The organism is Crossiella sp. S99.2 (assembly GCF_023094165.1).
In the GTDB taxonomy this organism is placed as follows: domain Bacteria; phylum Actinomycetota; class Actinomycetes; order Mycobacteriales; family Pseudonocardiaceae; genus Crossiella.
This window is the reverse complement of the sequence record NZ_JALMDK010000001.1, coordinates 569,190-582,109: the sequence shown is the minus strand read 5'-3', so window position 1 is coordinate 582,109 and position 12,920 is coordinate 569,190. Positions and strand designations below refer to the sequence as shown.

General features: G+C 69.4%; 10 protein-coding genes. All 10 read right to left on the bottom strand.

The genetic code is table 11. The features are described from left to right. Positions 1 to 1,011 carry a polyprenyl synthetase family protein gene (locus tag MZC64_RS02860; protein ID WP_308300949.1) on the bottom strand — a complete coding sequence of 337 codons (1,011 nt, stop codon included), beginning with the start codon at positions 1,009 to 1,011 and terminating at the stop codon, positions 1 to 3. Positions 1,012 to 1,031: 20 nt separating this feature from the next. Then, positions 1,032 to 2,534, bottom strand: a complete 1,503-nt coding sequence (gene nuoN, locus MZC64_RS02855; protein ID WP_374205635.1) for an NADH-quinone oxidoreductase subunit NuoN — start codon at positions 2,532 to 2,534, stop codon at positions 1,032 to 1,034. Positions 2,535 to 2,610: 76 nt separating this feature from the next. Then, a complete protein-coding gene (locus MZC64_RS02850) occupies positions 2,611 to 4,185 on the bottom strand; it encodes an NADH-quinone oxidoreductase subunit M (protein WP_247755510.1) in 1,575 nt (524 codons plus the stop codon). Beyond that, on the bottom strand, positions 4,182 to 6,128 hold the full coding sequence (gene nuoL / locus MZC64_RS02845; protein WP_247756232.1) for an NADH-quinone oxidoreductase subunit L: 1,947 nt from the start codon (positions 6,126 to 6,128) through the stop codon (positions 4,182 to 4,184). The genes MZC64_RS02850 and nuoL overlap by 4 nt, the downstream gene beginning before the upstream one ends. Before the next feature lie 25 nt (positions 6,129 to 6,153). Continuing rightward, on the bottom strand, positions 6,154 to 6,453 hold the full coding sequence (nuoK, locus tag MZC64_RS02840) for an NADH-quinone oxidoreductase subunit NuoK (protein ID WP_185000548.1): 300 nt from the start codon (positions 6,451 to 6,453) through the stop codon (positions 6,154 to 6,156). Next, positions 6,450 to 7,280, bottom strand: coding sequence for an NADH-quinone oxidoreductase subunit J (locus MZC64_RS02835; protein ID WP_247756230.1), 831 nt, complete (start codon positions 7,278 to 7,280; stop codon positions 6,450 to 6,452). The genes nuoK and MZC64_RS02835 overlap by 4 nt, the downstream gene beginning before the upstream one ends. Positions 7,281 to 7,330: 50 nt before the next feature. Further along, complete coding sequence (gene nuoI / locus MZC64_RS02830; RefSeq protein ID WP_247755509.1) at positions 7,331 to 7,870, bottom strand: NADH-quinone oxidoreductase subunit NuoI; 540 nt, start codon at positions 7,868 to 7,870, stop codon at positions 7,331 to 7,333. Beyond that, positions 7,857 to 9,179 carry an NADH-quinone oxidoreductase subunit NuoH gene (gene nuoH, locus MZC64_RS02825; RefSeq protein WP_247755508.1) on the bottom strand — a complete coding sequence of 441 codons (1,323 nt, stop codon included), beginning with the start codon at positions 9,177 to 9,179 and terminating at the stop codon, positions 7,857 to 7,859. Before nuoH ends, nuoI begins: the two co-directional genes overlap by 14 nt. Then, positions 9,176 to 11,617 carry an NADH-quinone oxidoreductase subunit G gene (locus MZC64_RS02820; protein ID WP_247755507.1) on the bottom strand — a complete coding sequence of 814 codons (2,442 nt, stop codon included), beginning with the start codon at positions 11,615 to 11,617 and terminating at the stop codon, positions 9,176 to 9,178. Before MZC64_RS02820 ends, nuoH begins: the two co-directional genes overlap by 4 nt. 1 nt (position 11,618) lies before the next feature. Beyond that, positions 11,619 to 12,914, bottom strand: a complete 1,296-nt coding sequence (nuoF, locus tag MZC64_RS02815; protein WP_247755506.1) for an NADH-quinone oxidoreductase subunit NuoF — start codon at positions 12,912 to 12,914, stop codon at positions 11,619 to 11,621. Positions 12,915 to 12,920 lie beyond the last annotated feature (6 nt).

Here is a 12,920-nt window from a genome sequence, read left to right as displayed (position 1 = left end):
CTACTGGGAGCGGGCCACCACGAAGTTCGCCAGTGCGGACAGCGCGGACCGGGCCGGGCAGTCCGGCAGGTCCACCAGGGCGGCGTGCGCGCGCTCGGAGTACTCGCTGAGGGTCTTGCGCGCCTCTTCCAGCCCCGAGGACGCCCGGAGCAGTTCCAGTGCCTCCTCGACCTCGGCATCGGTGTCCAGCGGCCGGGACAGCAGCTCGCGCAGCCGGGCGCCGGAGACGTGGTCCTCGGCCAGCGCGTAGAGCATCGGCAGCGTGCGCACGCCCTCACGCAGGTCGGTGCCCGGGGTCTTGCCGGACTCCACCGCCGGGGAGGCGATGTCGATGATGTCGTCGGAGATCTGGAAGGCCGCGCCGATCACGTCGCCGTACCGGCACAGCGCCTCGACCTGCTCCGCCGGCACCCCGGCGAACATGCCGCCGAAGCGGCCCGCGGTGGCGATCAGTGAACCGGTCTTCTCGTCGATCACCGACAGGTAGTGCGTGACCGGGTCCGCGCCCTCGGCCGGGCCCACGGTCTCCCGCATCTGGCCGGTGACCAGTTCGGCGAAGGTGTTGGCGATGATCCGGGCCGCGTCCGTGCCCAGATCGGCCACCAGCCGGGAGGCGTGCGCGAACAGGAAGTCGCCGGTGAGGATGGCCACCGAGTTGCTCCAGCGGGCGTTCGCGCTGAGCGCGCCGCGCCGCATCGGGGCCTCGTCCATCACATCGTCGTGGTAGAGCGTGGCCAGGTGGATCAGCTCCACCACGACGGCGGAGGTGATGACCTCCTTGCGCCCCGGGTCGCCGAAGTGCGCGGCCAGGAGGGCGAAGAGCGGGCGGATTCGTTTTCCGCCCGCCTCCATCAGGTGCAGGGATGCCTCGGTCGCGAAGTCGAGGTCGCTGCGGACCGAGTCCTGCAGCAGCTCCTCGACCGCGGCCAGCCCGGCCAGAACCGTGGCCTCCAGGTCGGGGTCTGCCAGCACGATGCCGGCGCCCCGACCGGCCTGCTCACTCGTCGTCACACTTGCAGCCTACGTAGCACTCAGAAGGCGAACACTCCGAGGTCCGCCCAGTCGAGGGCGAACTGCGGCACGACTCCGAGCAGCAAGGTCACGGTCACACCGAGTGTGATGGCCATGACCGTGAACGCCCCCGGCACGGTGACCGTGGGACCGTCCTCCGCGGGCTCCTGGAAGTACATCAGCACGATGATCCGCAGGTAGAAGAACGCCGCGATCGCGCTGGTGACCAGGCCGACCACGACCAGCGGGGCGGCCCCGTCCTCGATCGCCGCCGCGAACACCACGAACTTGCCGATGAACCCGCTGGTGAGCGGGATGCCGGCCAGTGCGAGCAGCAGGAAGGAGAACACCGCGGCCACCAGTGGCGACCGCTTGGCCAGCCCGGCCCACTGGGAGATGTCGGTGGCCTCCCCGTGCGAATCCCGGACCAGGCTGATCACACCGAAGACCGCCAGCGTGGTGAAGCCGTAGGCCAGCAGGTAGAACATCGTGCCGGACAGCCCCTGCGGGGTGAGCGCGATCGAGCCGACGAGCAGGAAGCCCGCGTGCGCCACCGAGGAGTAGGCGATCATCCGCTTGATGTCGCTCTGCGTGAGACCGAGCACAGCGCCGATGACCATGGACACGATGGCCACTGCCCACAGCACGTACTGCCATTCCCAGCTGCTGGACTTCAGCGCCACCTGGAACACCCGCAGGATCGCGCCGAAGGCCGCCACCTTGGTGCAGGCGGCCATGAACGCGGTCACCGGGGTAGGCGCGCCCTGGTAGACGTCCGGGCTCCAGGTGTGGAACGGGCCGACCGCCGCCTTGAACAGCAGGCCGACCACCAGCAGGCCGATCCCGGCGAAGAGCAGGGTGTCGGAGCGGTCGTTGCCAGCGGCCGCGTTGGCGATCGCGGCCAGGTTGACCGAACCCGCGTAGCCGTAGAGCAGCGCCAGGCCGTAGAGGAAGAAGGCCGAGGCGAACGCGCCCAGCAGGAAGTACTTGACCGCGGCTTCCTGCGAGATCAGCCTGCGGCGGCGGGCCAGCGCGCACAGCAGGTACAGCGGGAGGCTGAGCACCTCCAGCGCGATGAACATGGTCAGCAGGTCATTCGCCGCGACGAAGGTCATCATGCCGCCGAGGGCGAACAGCGCCAGCGCGAAGACCTCGGTCTGCATGCCGGTGGTGGCCGCCTGCGCCCGGTCCTGGATGGTGCCGGGGCGGATCGCGGCGTGCGCCACGAAGTAGCCGCCGCGCTCCACCGAACGGTCCGCGATCAGCAGGATCGAGCCGAAGCCCAGCGCCAGCAGGGTGCCCCACAGGAACAGCGTGGGGTAGTCCACCGCCAGCGCCTTGGCCATCGGCAGCACACCGGTGCCCGCCTCGCCAAGGCCCTTGGTGACCAGCACCGCACCGGCCGCGGCGATCGCGAACAGGCTCAGGAACACCTGTACCGACCAGCGCAGATGCCGGGGCAGCAGCGCCTCGAAGAGCACCGAGACACAGGCCGCGCCGAGGATGATCAGCACCGGCACCATGTGCTCGAGCAGGAAGTCCGGCAGTTCCAGCAGCGGTTGTTGCTGCGGCTGCGCCAGGTGAATCAGGGACACCACGTCACTTGCCTTCCTTCACCAGGTCCTGCTGCCCGGCCTCGGTCATCGTCGCCGTGACGGACGGGTTGATCACGTCGAGCACCGGCTTGGGGTAGACCCCGAGCGCGATGATCAGCACCACCAGCGGAGTCAGCACCGCCAGTTCGCGCTTGGACAGGTCGGCCACCTTGGTCTTGGCCGTCTCCGAGGCGGGATCCACCGCGGAGCCGGGACCACCGGCCAGGCCCACCAGCGCGTTGCCGCGCACCGGGCCCTGCATGACCCGCTGGTAGGCCCACAGCACGTACAGCGCGGCCAGCACCATGCCGACGGTGGCGATGATGGTGAAGACCGGCTCCCGCGGGAATGACCCGATCAGCACCAGGAACTCGCTGACGAAGGAGTTGGTGCCGGGCAGGGCCAGTGAGGAGAGCCCGGCGATGAAGAACATGCCGCCGAGCACCGGGGTGAGTTTGGCCATGCCGCCGTAGTCGCTGAACAGGCGGGAACCACCGCGCGCCATGACCATGCCGACCACCAGGAACAGCATGCCGGTGGAGAGGCCGTGGTTGACCATGTACAGCACCGCGCCGGAGATCGACTGGGTGCTGAAGGCGAAGATGCCCAGCGCGATGAAGCCGAAGTGCGCGATCGAGGTGTAGGTGACGAACCGCTTCATGTCGGTCTGTCCCGCGGCCAGGATCGCGCCGTAGATCACGCCGATCACCGCGAAGGTCAGCACCCAGGGCGCCAGGATCCGGCTGGCGTCGGGGAACATCGACAGGCCGTAGCGCAGGAACCCGAAGGTGCCGACCTTGTCGAGCACGCCGACCAGCAGCACACCGACGCCCACCGGGGCCTCGCCACCGGCGTCGGGCAGCCAGGTGTGCAGCGGCACCAGCGGCGCCTTGATCGCGAAGGCGATCAGGAAGCCGAGGAACAGCCAGATCTGGGTGCCCTGCGGGATGTCCTTGGCGATGCTGACCAGGGTCGCCCAGTCGAAGGTGCCCTTGCCCAGCTTGCCGCTGGCCACCACGTACACCCCGATCACCGAGGCCAGCATGACCAGGCCGCCGAAGAGGGAGTACAGGAAGAACTTGACCGCCGCGTACTGCCTGCGCGGTCCGCCGAAGCGGCCGATCAGGAAGTAGGCGGGCACCAGCATCGCCTCGAAGAAGACGTAGAACAGGAACACGTCGGTGGCGGCGAAGACCCCGATCATGAAGGTCTGCATCACCAGCAGCAGGGAGAAGAACCCGGCGACCGTGCGGCCCTCGGGCAGTTTCTCCTCCCAGGAGGCGCCGATCACGATCGGCACCAGCACCGCGATCAGCGCGATCATCACCAGCGCGATGCCGTCCACGCCGAGGGCGAAGCGCACCCCGAAGGCCGGGATCCAGTCCACCCCGAAGGCGAGCTGGATCCGGTCGCCGCCGGGGGTGAACCCGGCCCAGGCCACCGCGGCGAGCACCAGCTCGGCCAGGGCGAACCCGAGCGCGGTCAGCTTCGCCGCGCGGTCGTTGCCGCGCAGGAACGCCACCACCAGGCCGCCGAGAAGCGGCAGCAGCAGAAGTGCGAGCAGCACGAGGCCGTTCATCCCGCCAACCTCACCATCAGCAGGGCGGCGATCAGCAGAACCGAACCGCCCAGCATGCTCAGCGCGTAGGAGCGCACGAAACCGGTCTGGAGCCGGCGGACCCGGCTGGAAACGCCCCGGAGCAGCACGGCCGTGCCGTTGACCACCCCGTCGACGCCCTTGTTGTCGAAGAAGAGCAGGAACCTGGTGAGCAGGAAGCCCGGGTTCGCGATGAGCCCCTCGTTGATCGCGTTGGCGTAGAGGTCCTTACGCGCGGCCCGCACCGGGAAGGAGACCTTCTCCGGACGTTCCACCGGGACCGGCTTGCGACCGAAGATCAGCCAGGCGGTGAGCGCGCCGAGCGCGGCCAGTGCCACGGTGAGGATCGGCACCAGCGAGTGCGGCAGCACCCCGTGCTCGGACTCGACCAGCTTGCCCAGCGAGGGCTCCAGCCATTCCGCGAGCCGGTGGCCCTGGCTGAAGAAGAAGCCGGCGCCGACCGAACCGACCGCCAGCACGATCATCGGCACCGTCATGCTGGCCGGGGACTCGTGCGGGTGGTAGTCGCGGCCATCGCCCGACTTGAGCTTCTGCCAGCGCTTCTCACCGAAGAAGACCAGCAGCATCAACCGGGTCATGTAGAACGCGGTCAGCCCGGCGCCCAGCAGGGCCGCGCCGCCGAAGACCCAGCCGCGCCAGCCGCCCTGGCCCAGCGCCGCCTCGATGATGGCGTCCTTGGAGTAGAAGCCGGACAGCAGCGGGAAGCCGATCAGGGCCAGGTAGCCAAGGCCCCAGGTGACGAAGGTGACCGGCATGTGCCTGGCCAGCCCGCCCATCCGGCGGATATTGCCCTCGTCGTTCATCCCGTGCATCACCGAACCGGCCCCGAGGAAGAGCCCGGCCTTGAAGAAGCCGTGGGTGAGCAGGTGCATGATGCCGATCGCGTACCCGGCCGGGCCGAGGCCGACGGCCAGGATCATGTAGCCGATCTGGCTGACCGTGGAGTAGGCCAGCACCTTCTTGAAGTCGTCGTAGGCGCAACCGATGATGCACCCGATCACCAGCGTGATGGCGCCGATGATGACCACGACCAGGCGGCCGTCCTCGGTCAGGTTGTAGATCGGGTTGGACCGGGCCACCAGGTAGACACCGGCGGTGACCATGGTCGCGGCGTGGATGAGCGCGGAGACCGGGGTCGGGCCCTCCATCGCGTCCGGCAACCAGGCCTGCAGCGGGAACTGACCGGACTTGCCGCAGGCGCCCAGCAGGAGCAGCACCGCGATCGCGGTGACCACACCGGGGGACAGCTCGCCCGCGCGGGCGAAGACCTCGGTGTACTGGGTGGTGCCCAGGTCCCGGAACATCAGGAAGATGGCCAGCGCCAGGCCGACGTCGCCGACCCGGTTCATCAGGAAGGCCTTCTTCGCCGCGGTGGCCGCGGCCGGCTTGTGCTGCCAGAAGGCGATCAGCAGGTAGGAGGCCAGACCGACGCCCTCCCAGCCCAGGTACAGCGTCACGAAGCTGTTGCCCAGCACCAGGACCAGCATCGCCGCGACGAAGAGGTTCAGGTAGGCGAAGAACTTCCGCCGGTCCGCGTCATGGCTCATGTAGCCGATCGAGTAGATGTGGATCAGCGAGCCCACACCGGTGATCAGCAGCACGAAGGTCATCGACAACGGGTCGATGCGCAGGCCGAACTCGACCTTGAGCGCGGCCACGTTGAACCACTCGAACACCGGCAGGTCGGCGACTCGCGAGCCGGCGTCCTTGCCGATGGTCTGCACGAACAGCACCGCGCCGTAGACGAAGGACAGGATCGCCATCGCTGAGCCGAGCAGGTGACCCCACCCGTTGACGCGCTTCCCGCCGACCAGCAGCACGGTGGCGCCGATCAGCGGGAGCAGGATCAGCAGCCAGGCGTACTGGGCCGCGCCGGTAGCCTCCACCACCTCGGCGGCGGCCATTACATTTCCCTTCACCGTCTGCACCTCAGTACTTGAGCAGGTTGGCGTCGTCGACCGAGGCCGAGCGGCGGGTGCGGAAGATCGACATGATGATCGCGAGTCCGACGACCACCTCGGCCGCCGCGACGACCATCACGAAGAAGGCCATCACCTGGCCGTCCAGCGCGCCGTTGATCCGGGAGAAGGTCACCAGGGTCAGGTTCACCGCGTTGAGCATCAGCTCGATGCACATGAACACGACGATGGCGTTCCGCCGGACCAGCACGCCCACCGCGCCGATGGAGAACAGCAGCGCGGACAGCAACAGGTAGTAGGTGGGGGTCATGCCTTCCCCTCCTCGGTACCGGGCTTGTCGGTGTCCTTATCGGACGGCCCGGTGAGCGCGTGCGCGTCCGGCTGGGCGCCGGTGCCCGCGACCTCGGTGATGTCGTCGGCGAGGCGCTCACGCGAGGTGGCCTCGATGATCTTGGACAGCGATTCCGGCGCGACCGAGCCGTCCGGCAGCAGCGCCGGGGTGGCCACCGAGTTGGCGGTGGCGAACACACCGGGACCGGGCAGCGGCGAGGGCCGGTCGTGCTCGCCGCGCAGGCGGGCGCCGACCAGCTCGCGCTGGCTGCGCTTGGTGGAGTGTTCCTTGTCCACGAAGGCCAGCAGCATCGCGCCGAGCGCGGCGGTGATCAGCAGCGCCGAGGTCAGCTCGAAGGCGAAGACGTAGTCGGTGAACAGCTTCTGTCCGATGCCGACCACGTTGCCGGGGCCGCCCTCGCCGTTGACCTTGCTCAGGCCGACCGAGGGCACCGAGGTCAGTGCGCGGGCCAGCGCGGAGACGATCAGCGCGGCGAAGCCGAGGCCGAGGAAGGTGGCCGCGAGCCGTTGCCCGCGCAGCACCTCCACCACCGAGTCCGAACTGTCCCTGCCGACCAGCATCAGCACGAACAGGAACAGCATCATGATCGCGCCGGTGTAGACGATGATCTGCACCACGCCCAGGAACGGCGCCTGCTGCGCGATGTAGAGCACGCCCAGGCTGAGCATGGTCAGCACCAGGAACAGCGCCGAGTGCACGGCGTTGCGGGCGAAGAGCATGCCCAGCGCGCCGGCCAGCGCGACCGGCCCGAGCACCCAGAACAGGATCTGCTCACCGAGGAACATGGTGTCCGGCGCCGCCGGCGGGGCCTGGGCGAGGATGGCGATGACGGAACTCAACGCACGGCCCCCTCGGCAGGCTTCTCGCCGCGGGCCAATTGCGGCCCGTTGACGTAGTAGTCCTGCTCGTTCTCACCGAGGCGCATCGGGTGCGGCGGCTGCTCCATGCCTTCCAGCAGCGGCGCCATCAGCTGTTCCTTGGTGTAGATCAGGTTCTGCCGGTTGTCGTCGGCCAGCTCGAACTCGTTCGTCATGGTCAGCGAACGGGTCGGGCAGGCTTCGATGCAGAGACCGCAACCGATGCAGCGCAGGTAGTTGATCTGGTAGATCGCCCCGAAGCGCTCGCCCGGCGAGAAGCGGGCCTCCTCGGTGTTGTCACCGCCCTCGACGAAGATCGCGTCCGCCGGACAGGCCCAGGCGCACAGCTCGCAGCCGACGCACTTCTCCAGGCCGTCCGGGTGCCGGTTGAGCTGGTGGCGACCGTGGTACCGCGGCGCGGTGACCTTCATGACCTCGGGATATTCCTCGGTGACGACCTTCCGGAACATCGTCGAGAAGGTGACGCCGAAGCCCTTGATGGGATCAAACAGTCCCATCGCCAGCCTCCTTTCCGCCTTCGGTGCCGATCGCGGCCGGCGTGGAACTCTGCTGCGCGGCGGCCACGGGGGTCCGGCGCTTGGGGGGCTTGGGCACCGCGAGGTCCAGCGGCGGGATCGGGTAGCCGCTGCCGGCCACCTGGATCCGTTCCTCCGGCACCTCGCGCTCCGGGATCAGGAAGACCAGCAGGATCAGCACGGCGAGGCCGGCCCCACCGAAGATCAGGTACTGGGAGGTCGAGATGTCCGGGGTGGTGTTGATGTACTTCACCACGGTCACCGCGACGAACCAGACCAGCGCGCTGGGGACCAGCACCTTCCAGCCCAGCTGCATGAACTGGTCGTAGCGCAGCCGGGGCAGGGTGGCGCGCAGCCACACGAAGAAGAACAGGAACGCCAGCATCTTGCCGAGGAACCACAGCACCGGCCACCAGCCGGTGTTGAGGAACCCGTCGCCGATGAGGTGCAGCCCGAACGGCGCCTGCCAGCCACCGAGGAACAACGTGGTGGCCAGCGCCGAGACGGTGGCCATGTTGATGTACTCGGCGAGGAAGAACATGGCGAACTTCAGCGAGGTCGAGTACTCGGTGTGGAAGCCACCGACCAGCTCCGACTCGGCCTCGGGCAGGTCGAACGGGGCCCGGTTGGTCTCACCGACCATGGAGATCACGTAGATCACGAAGCTGGGCAGCAGGGTGATCACGAACCAGACGCCGTGGGACTGCGCGGCCACGATGTCGGCGGTGGACAGCGACCCGGCGAACAGGATCACCGAGACGATCGAGAGGCCCATCGCGATCTCGTAGGAGATCACCTGCGCGGCCGAGCGCAGCGAGCCGAGCAGCGGGTACGGCGAGCCGGAGGCCCAGCCGGAGAGCACGATGCCGTAGACGCCGACCGAGGCGCAGGCCAGCACCACCAGGATGCCCACCGGCACGTCCGCGATCTGCAGCGCGGTCTCGTAGCCGAACATCTCGACCTTCGGCCCGAACGGGATCACCGAGAAGGCCAGGAAGGCAGGCACCGCGGAGAGGACCGGGGCCAGGAAGTAGACCCACTTGTCCGCCATGACCGGCCGGATGTCCTCCTTGAAGGCCATCTTCAGCGCGTCGGCCAGTGACTGCAGCATGCCGAAGGGGCCTGCCCGGTTGGGGCCGGGCCGCTGCTGCATGAACCCGACCACCCGGCGCTCGCCCCAGACCAGGCCGATCACCAGGACCACCAGGAAGATGAAGACGGCGAGCACCTTGATCAGGCTCAGCCACCACGGATCGTCGGCGAGCAGCCGTCCGACTTCGCCCGGGTTCATGCGTTTCCTCCGTCGGTGACGGTGACGAGAGCGCCGTGCCCGGCGCCCAGGGTGCGGCGCACGGTGGAGGTGCCCGAGTTGCCGGGCAGCCACACGACCTGCTCGGGCAGGTCGGCCAGTTCCAGTGGCAGCGTGATCGAACCGGCTTCGGTGGCCACGCTGACAGGGGCGCCCTCGGTCAGGCCGAGCTTGTCGGCGGTGGCCGGGGCCAGCCGGGCCACCACCGGACGGGCGGTGCCCGCCAGCGCGGGTTCGCCGTCCTGCAGCGAGGAGTTGCCCAGCATCTGGGTCCAGCTGGCCAGCACCAGGTGCCCGTTGGTCAGCAGCGGGGCGCCGGGGTCGGCGGCCGGGGTGAACACCGGGCGGGCGCCGCGGTGCGTGCCCAGCCGGGCCAGGTCCGCGGCCGCGGCGGCCGGGGTCTGGGTGAACAGGTCGGAGTCCATCTCGATCGCCAGGGTGTCCAGCACCCGGCAGTCCGGGACCACGCCCGCCACGTCCAGCGCCGCCTTGAACTCGCGGCGGCGGCCCTCCCAGTTGAGGTAGCTGCCCGCGCGCTCGACCGAGGCGGCCACCGGCAGCACCACATCGGCGTGCTCGGTCACCGCGGAGTGCCGAAGCTCAAGGGAGACAACAAAACCAGCGGCCTTGACGCCGGCCAGCGCGGCGGCCGGGTCACCGAAGTCACCCGGGTCGACGCCACCGACGAGCAGCGCGTCCAGCTCGCCGTCGACGGCCGCGGCGAGGATGCCCGCCGCGTCCCGGCCCGCGGTCGCGGGCAGCGCACCCGCCTCCACTCCCCAGGCCAGTTCGATCTCGGCGCGGGCGTCGGAGTCGGTGACCGGGCGGCCGCCGGGCAGCAGCGTGGGCAGCGCGCCGGCCTCGACCGCGCCGCGCTCACCGGCGCGCCGCGGGATCCAGGCCAGGGTGGCGCCGGTGGCGGTGGCCAGCTCGACCGCGGCCGAGATCAGGCCGGGCACCTCGACCGCGCGAGCGCCGAGCAGCACCACGGCGCCGCCACCGCGCAGTGCGGTGTCCGCGTCGGCGGGCAGCGCGCGCAGCGTGGCGGGTTCGCCGCCGGGCACCGCGGGGATCAGCGTGCCGAAGGTCTTGCGCACCGCGGGGGTCGTGTACTGGCCGAGGTGGAAGACCTTGGTCCGGCCCGTGCGCGCCGCCTTGCGCAGGCGCAGGAACAGGATCCCGGCTTCCTCCTCGGGCTCCAGGCCCACGCAGAGCACCGCGGGCGCGGCCTCGACCGCGCCGTAGGTGACCCCGGTGTCCGGGGTGACGCCCACGATCGAGGAGGACAGCAGCGCCAGTTCCTCATCCGAGTGCGGCCGGGACCGGAAGTCGATGTCGTTGGTGCGCGCGGCGACCCGAGCGAACTTGCTGTAGGCGTAGGCGTCCTCGACGGTCAGCCTGCCGCCGGGCAGCACGCCGACGCCCTTGCCGTCCCTGGCCTTGGCCAGGCCGTCGGCCGCCACCCGCAGCGCCTCGGTCCAGGAGGACTCGACCAGCTCGCCGCTCTCATCGCGGACGAGCGGGCGGCGGATCCGGTCGGGCAGGGTCGGGTAGACGAAGGCGAAGCGACCCTTGTCGCACAGCCATTCCTCGTTGACCTCGGGGTCGTCCCCGGCCAGCCGCCGCATGACCTTGCCGCGCCGGGTGTCGACGCGGGTCGCGCAGCCACCGGCGCAGTGCTCGCACACACCGGGGGTGGAGACCAGGTCGAACGGCCGGGAGCGGAACCGGTAGGCCGCGCTGGTGAGCGCGCCGACCGGGCAGATCTGGATGGTGTTGCCGGAGAAGTAGCTCTGGAACGGCTTGCCCTCGGCGATGCCGATCTGCTGCTGCGCGCCGCGTTCGAGCAGTTCGATGAACGGGTCGCCGGCGATCTGGTCGGAGAAGCGGGTGCAGCGCTGGCAGAGCACGCAGCGCTCGCGGTCCAGCAGCACCTGGGTGGAGATCGGGATCGGCTTGGGGAAGGTGCGCTTGGTCTCGACGAAGCGGGACTCGGTGCGACCGTGCTTGAGCGCCTGGTTCTGCAGTGGGCACTCGCCGCCCTTGTCGCAGATCGGGCAGTCCAGCGGGTGGTTGATGAGCAGCAGCTCCATCACGCCCTGCTGGGCCTTGTCCGCCACCGGCGAGGTGTGCTGGGTGCGGACCACCATGCCGTCGGCCACCGTGAGCGTGCAGGAGGCCTGCGGCTTCGGCATCGGCCTGCCGCCCATCTCCACGTCCACCAGGCACTGGCGGCAGGCTCCGGCCGGCTCCAGCAGCGGGTGGTCGCAGAAGCGCGGCACCACGATGCCCAGCCGTTCGGCGGCGCGGATGACCAGCTCGCCCTTGGGCGCGATGACCTCGCGCTCGTCGATGGTCAGCTTGACGTGCCCGGCGGGCACCGGGGCGGTCTCGGAGTTCTTCTCGGGTGCGACGGTCATGTCAGTGCGCTCCTGCTCCGGCCAGTGCGGCCTGCGCGTTGCCGGCGTTGCTCGCACACAGTTCGAGGAACTCGTGCCGGAAGTACTTGATGGCGCTGGTGATCGGGCTGGTCGCGCCGTCGCCCAGGGCACAGAAGGACCGGCCGAGGATGTTGTCGCAGATGTCCAGCAGGGTCTCCACGTCGGCGGGGGTGCCCTCGCCGCGGACCATCCGCTGCAGGATCTGCACCAGCCAGTAGGTGCCCTCCCGGCAGGGGGTGCACTTGCCGCAGGACTCGTGCTTGTAGAACTCGGTCCACTTCATCACGGCCCAGGGCACGGACACGGTCTCGTTGAAGATCTGCAGTGCCTTGGTGCCCAGCATGGAACCGGCCTCGGCCGCGCCCTCGAAGTCCAGCGGCACATCGAGGTGCTCGGTGGTGAACAGCGGGGTGGAGGAACCACCCGGCGTCCAGAACTTCAGCGGGATGCCGTCCTTCATGCCACCGGCCAGCTCCAGCAGCTCGCGCAGCGTGGTGCCCATCGGCGCCTCGTACTGGCCGGGGTTGGTGACGTGCCCGGACAGCGAGTAAATGGTCGGCCCGGGGGAACGCTCGCGGCCCATCTCGCGGAACCAGCCGGAGCCGCCGTTGACGATGTAGGGAACCGAAGCGATGGTCTCGACGTTGTTCACCACGGTGGGCGAGGCGTACAGACCCGCGGTGGCCGGGAAGGGCGGCTTGAGCCGGGGCTGGCCGCGCTTGCCCTCCAGCGAGTCCAGCAGGGCGGTCTCCTCACCGCAGATGTACGCGCCGGCTCCGGCGTGCACCACGATGTCGAGGTCGAACCCGCTGCCCAGGATGTTCTTGCCGAGGTACCCGGCGGCGTAGGCCTCCTGCACCGCGGCGTTGAGCCTGCGGATGCAGTGCAGGACCTCGCCGCGCACGTAGATCGCGCAGAAGTTGGCCCGGATCGCGTAGGAGGTGATGATGCAGCCCTCGATCAGCGAGTGCGGATCGGCCATCATCAGCGGGATGTCCTTGCAGGTGCCCGGTTCGCCCTCATCGGCGTTGATCACCAGGTAATGCGGCTTGCCATCGCCCTGCGGGATGAAGCCCCACTTGAGGCCGGTGGGGAAGCCGGCGCCACCGCGACCGCGGAGACCGGAGTCCTTGCACAGCTGGATGAGCTGGTCCGGGTGCGCGGTGAGCGACTTGCGGAGGGCGGTGTAGCCCTCCAGCTGCTCGTAGGTGCGCAGCGTCCAGGATGTCGGCGAGAGCCAGCGCTTGGTGAGCACCGGCGTCAACGGCTCGGGCATGCCACC

Excerpts from the sequence above, each read along its gene's own strand:
- nuoK (WP_185000548.1), bottom strand. The coding sequence starts at position 6,453 with ATGACCCCCACCTACTACCTGTTGCTGTCCGCGCTGCTGTTCTCCATC.
- MZC64_RS02835 (WP_247756230.1), bottom strand. The coding sequence starts at position 7,280 with ATGTTCCTCGGTGAGCAGATCCTGTTCTGGGTGCTCGGGCCGGTCGCG.
- nuoF (WP_247755506.1), bottom strand. The coding sequence starts at position 12,914 with ATGCCCGAGCCGTTGACGCCGGTGCTCACCAAGCGCTGGCTCTCGCCG.
- nuoL (WP_247756232.1), bottom strand. The coding sequence starts at position 6,128 with ATGGCCGCCGCCGAGGTGGTGGAGGCTACCGGCGCGGCCCAGTACGCC.
- nuoI (WP_247755509.1), bottom strand. The coding sequence starts at position 7,870 with ATGGGACTGTTTGATCCCATCAAGGGCTTCGGCGTCACCTTCTCGACG.
- nuoH (WP_247755508.1), bottom strand. The coding sequence starts at position 9,179 with ATGAACCCGGGCGAAGTCGGACGGCTGCTCGCCGACGATCCGTGGTGG.
- MZC64_RS02820 (WP_247755507.1), bottom strand. The coding sequence starts at position 11,617 with ATGACCGTCGCACCCGAGAAGAACTCCGAGACCGCCCCGGTGCCCGCC.
- nuoN (WP_374205635.1), bottom strand. The coding sequence starts at position 2,534 with ATGGTGCCGGTGCTGATCATCCTCGGCGCGGCCTGTGTCTCGGTGCTC.
- MZC64_RS02850 (WP_247755510.1), bottom strand. The coding sequence starts at position 4,185 with ATGAACGGCCTCGTGCTGCTCGCACTTCTGCTGCTGCCGCTTCTCGGC.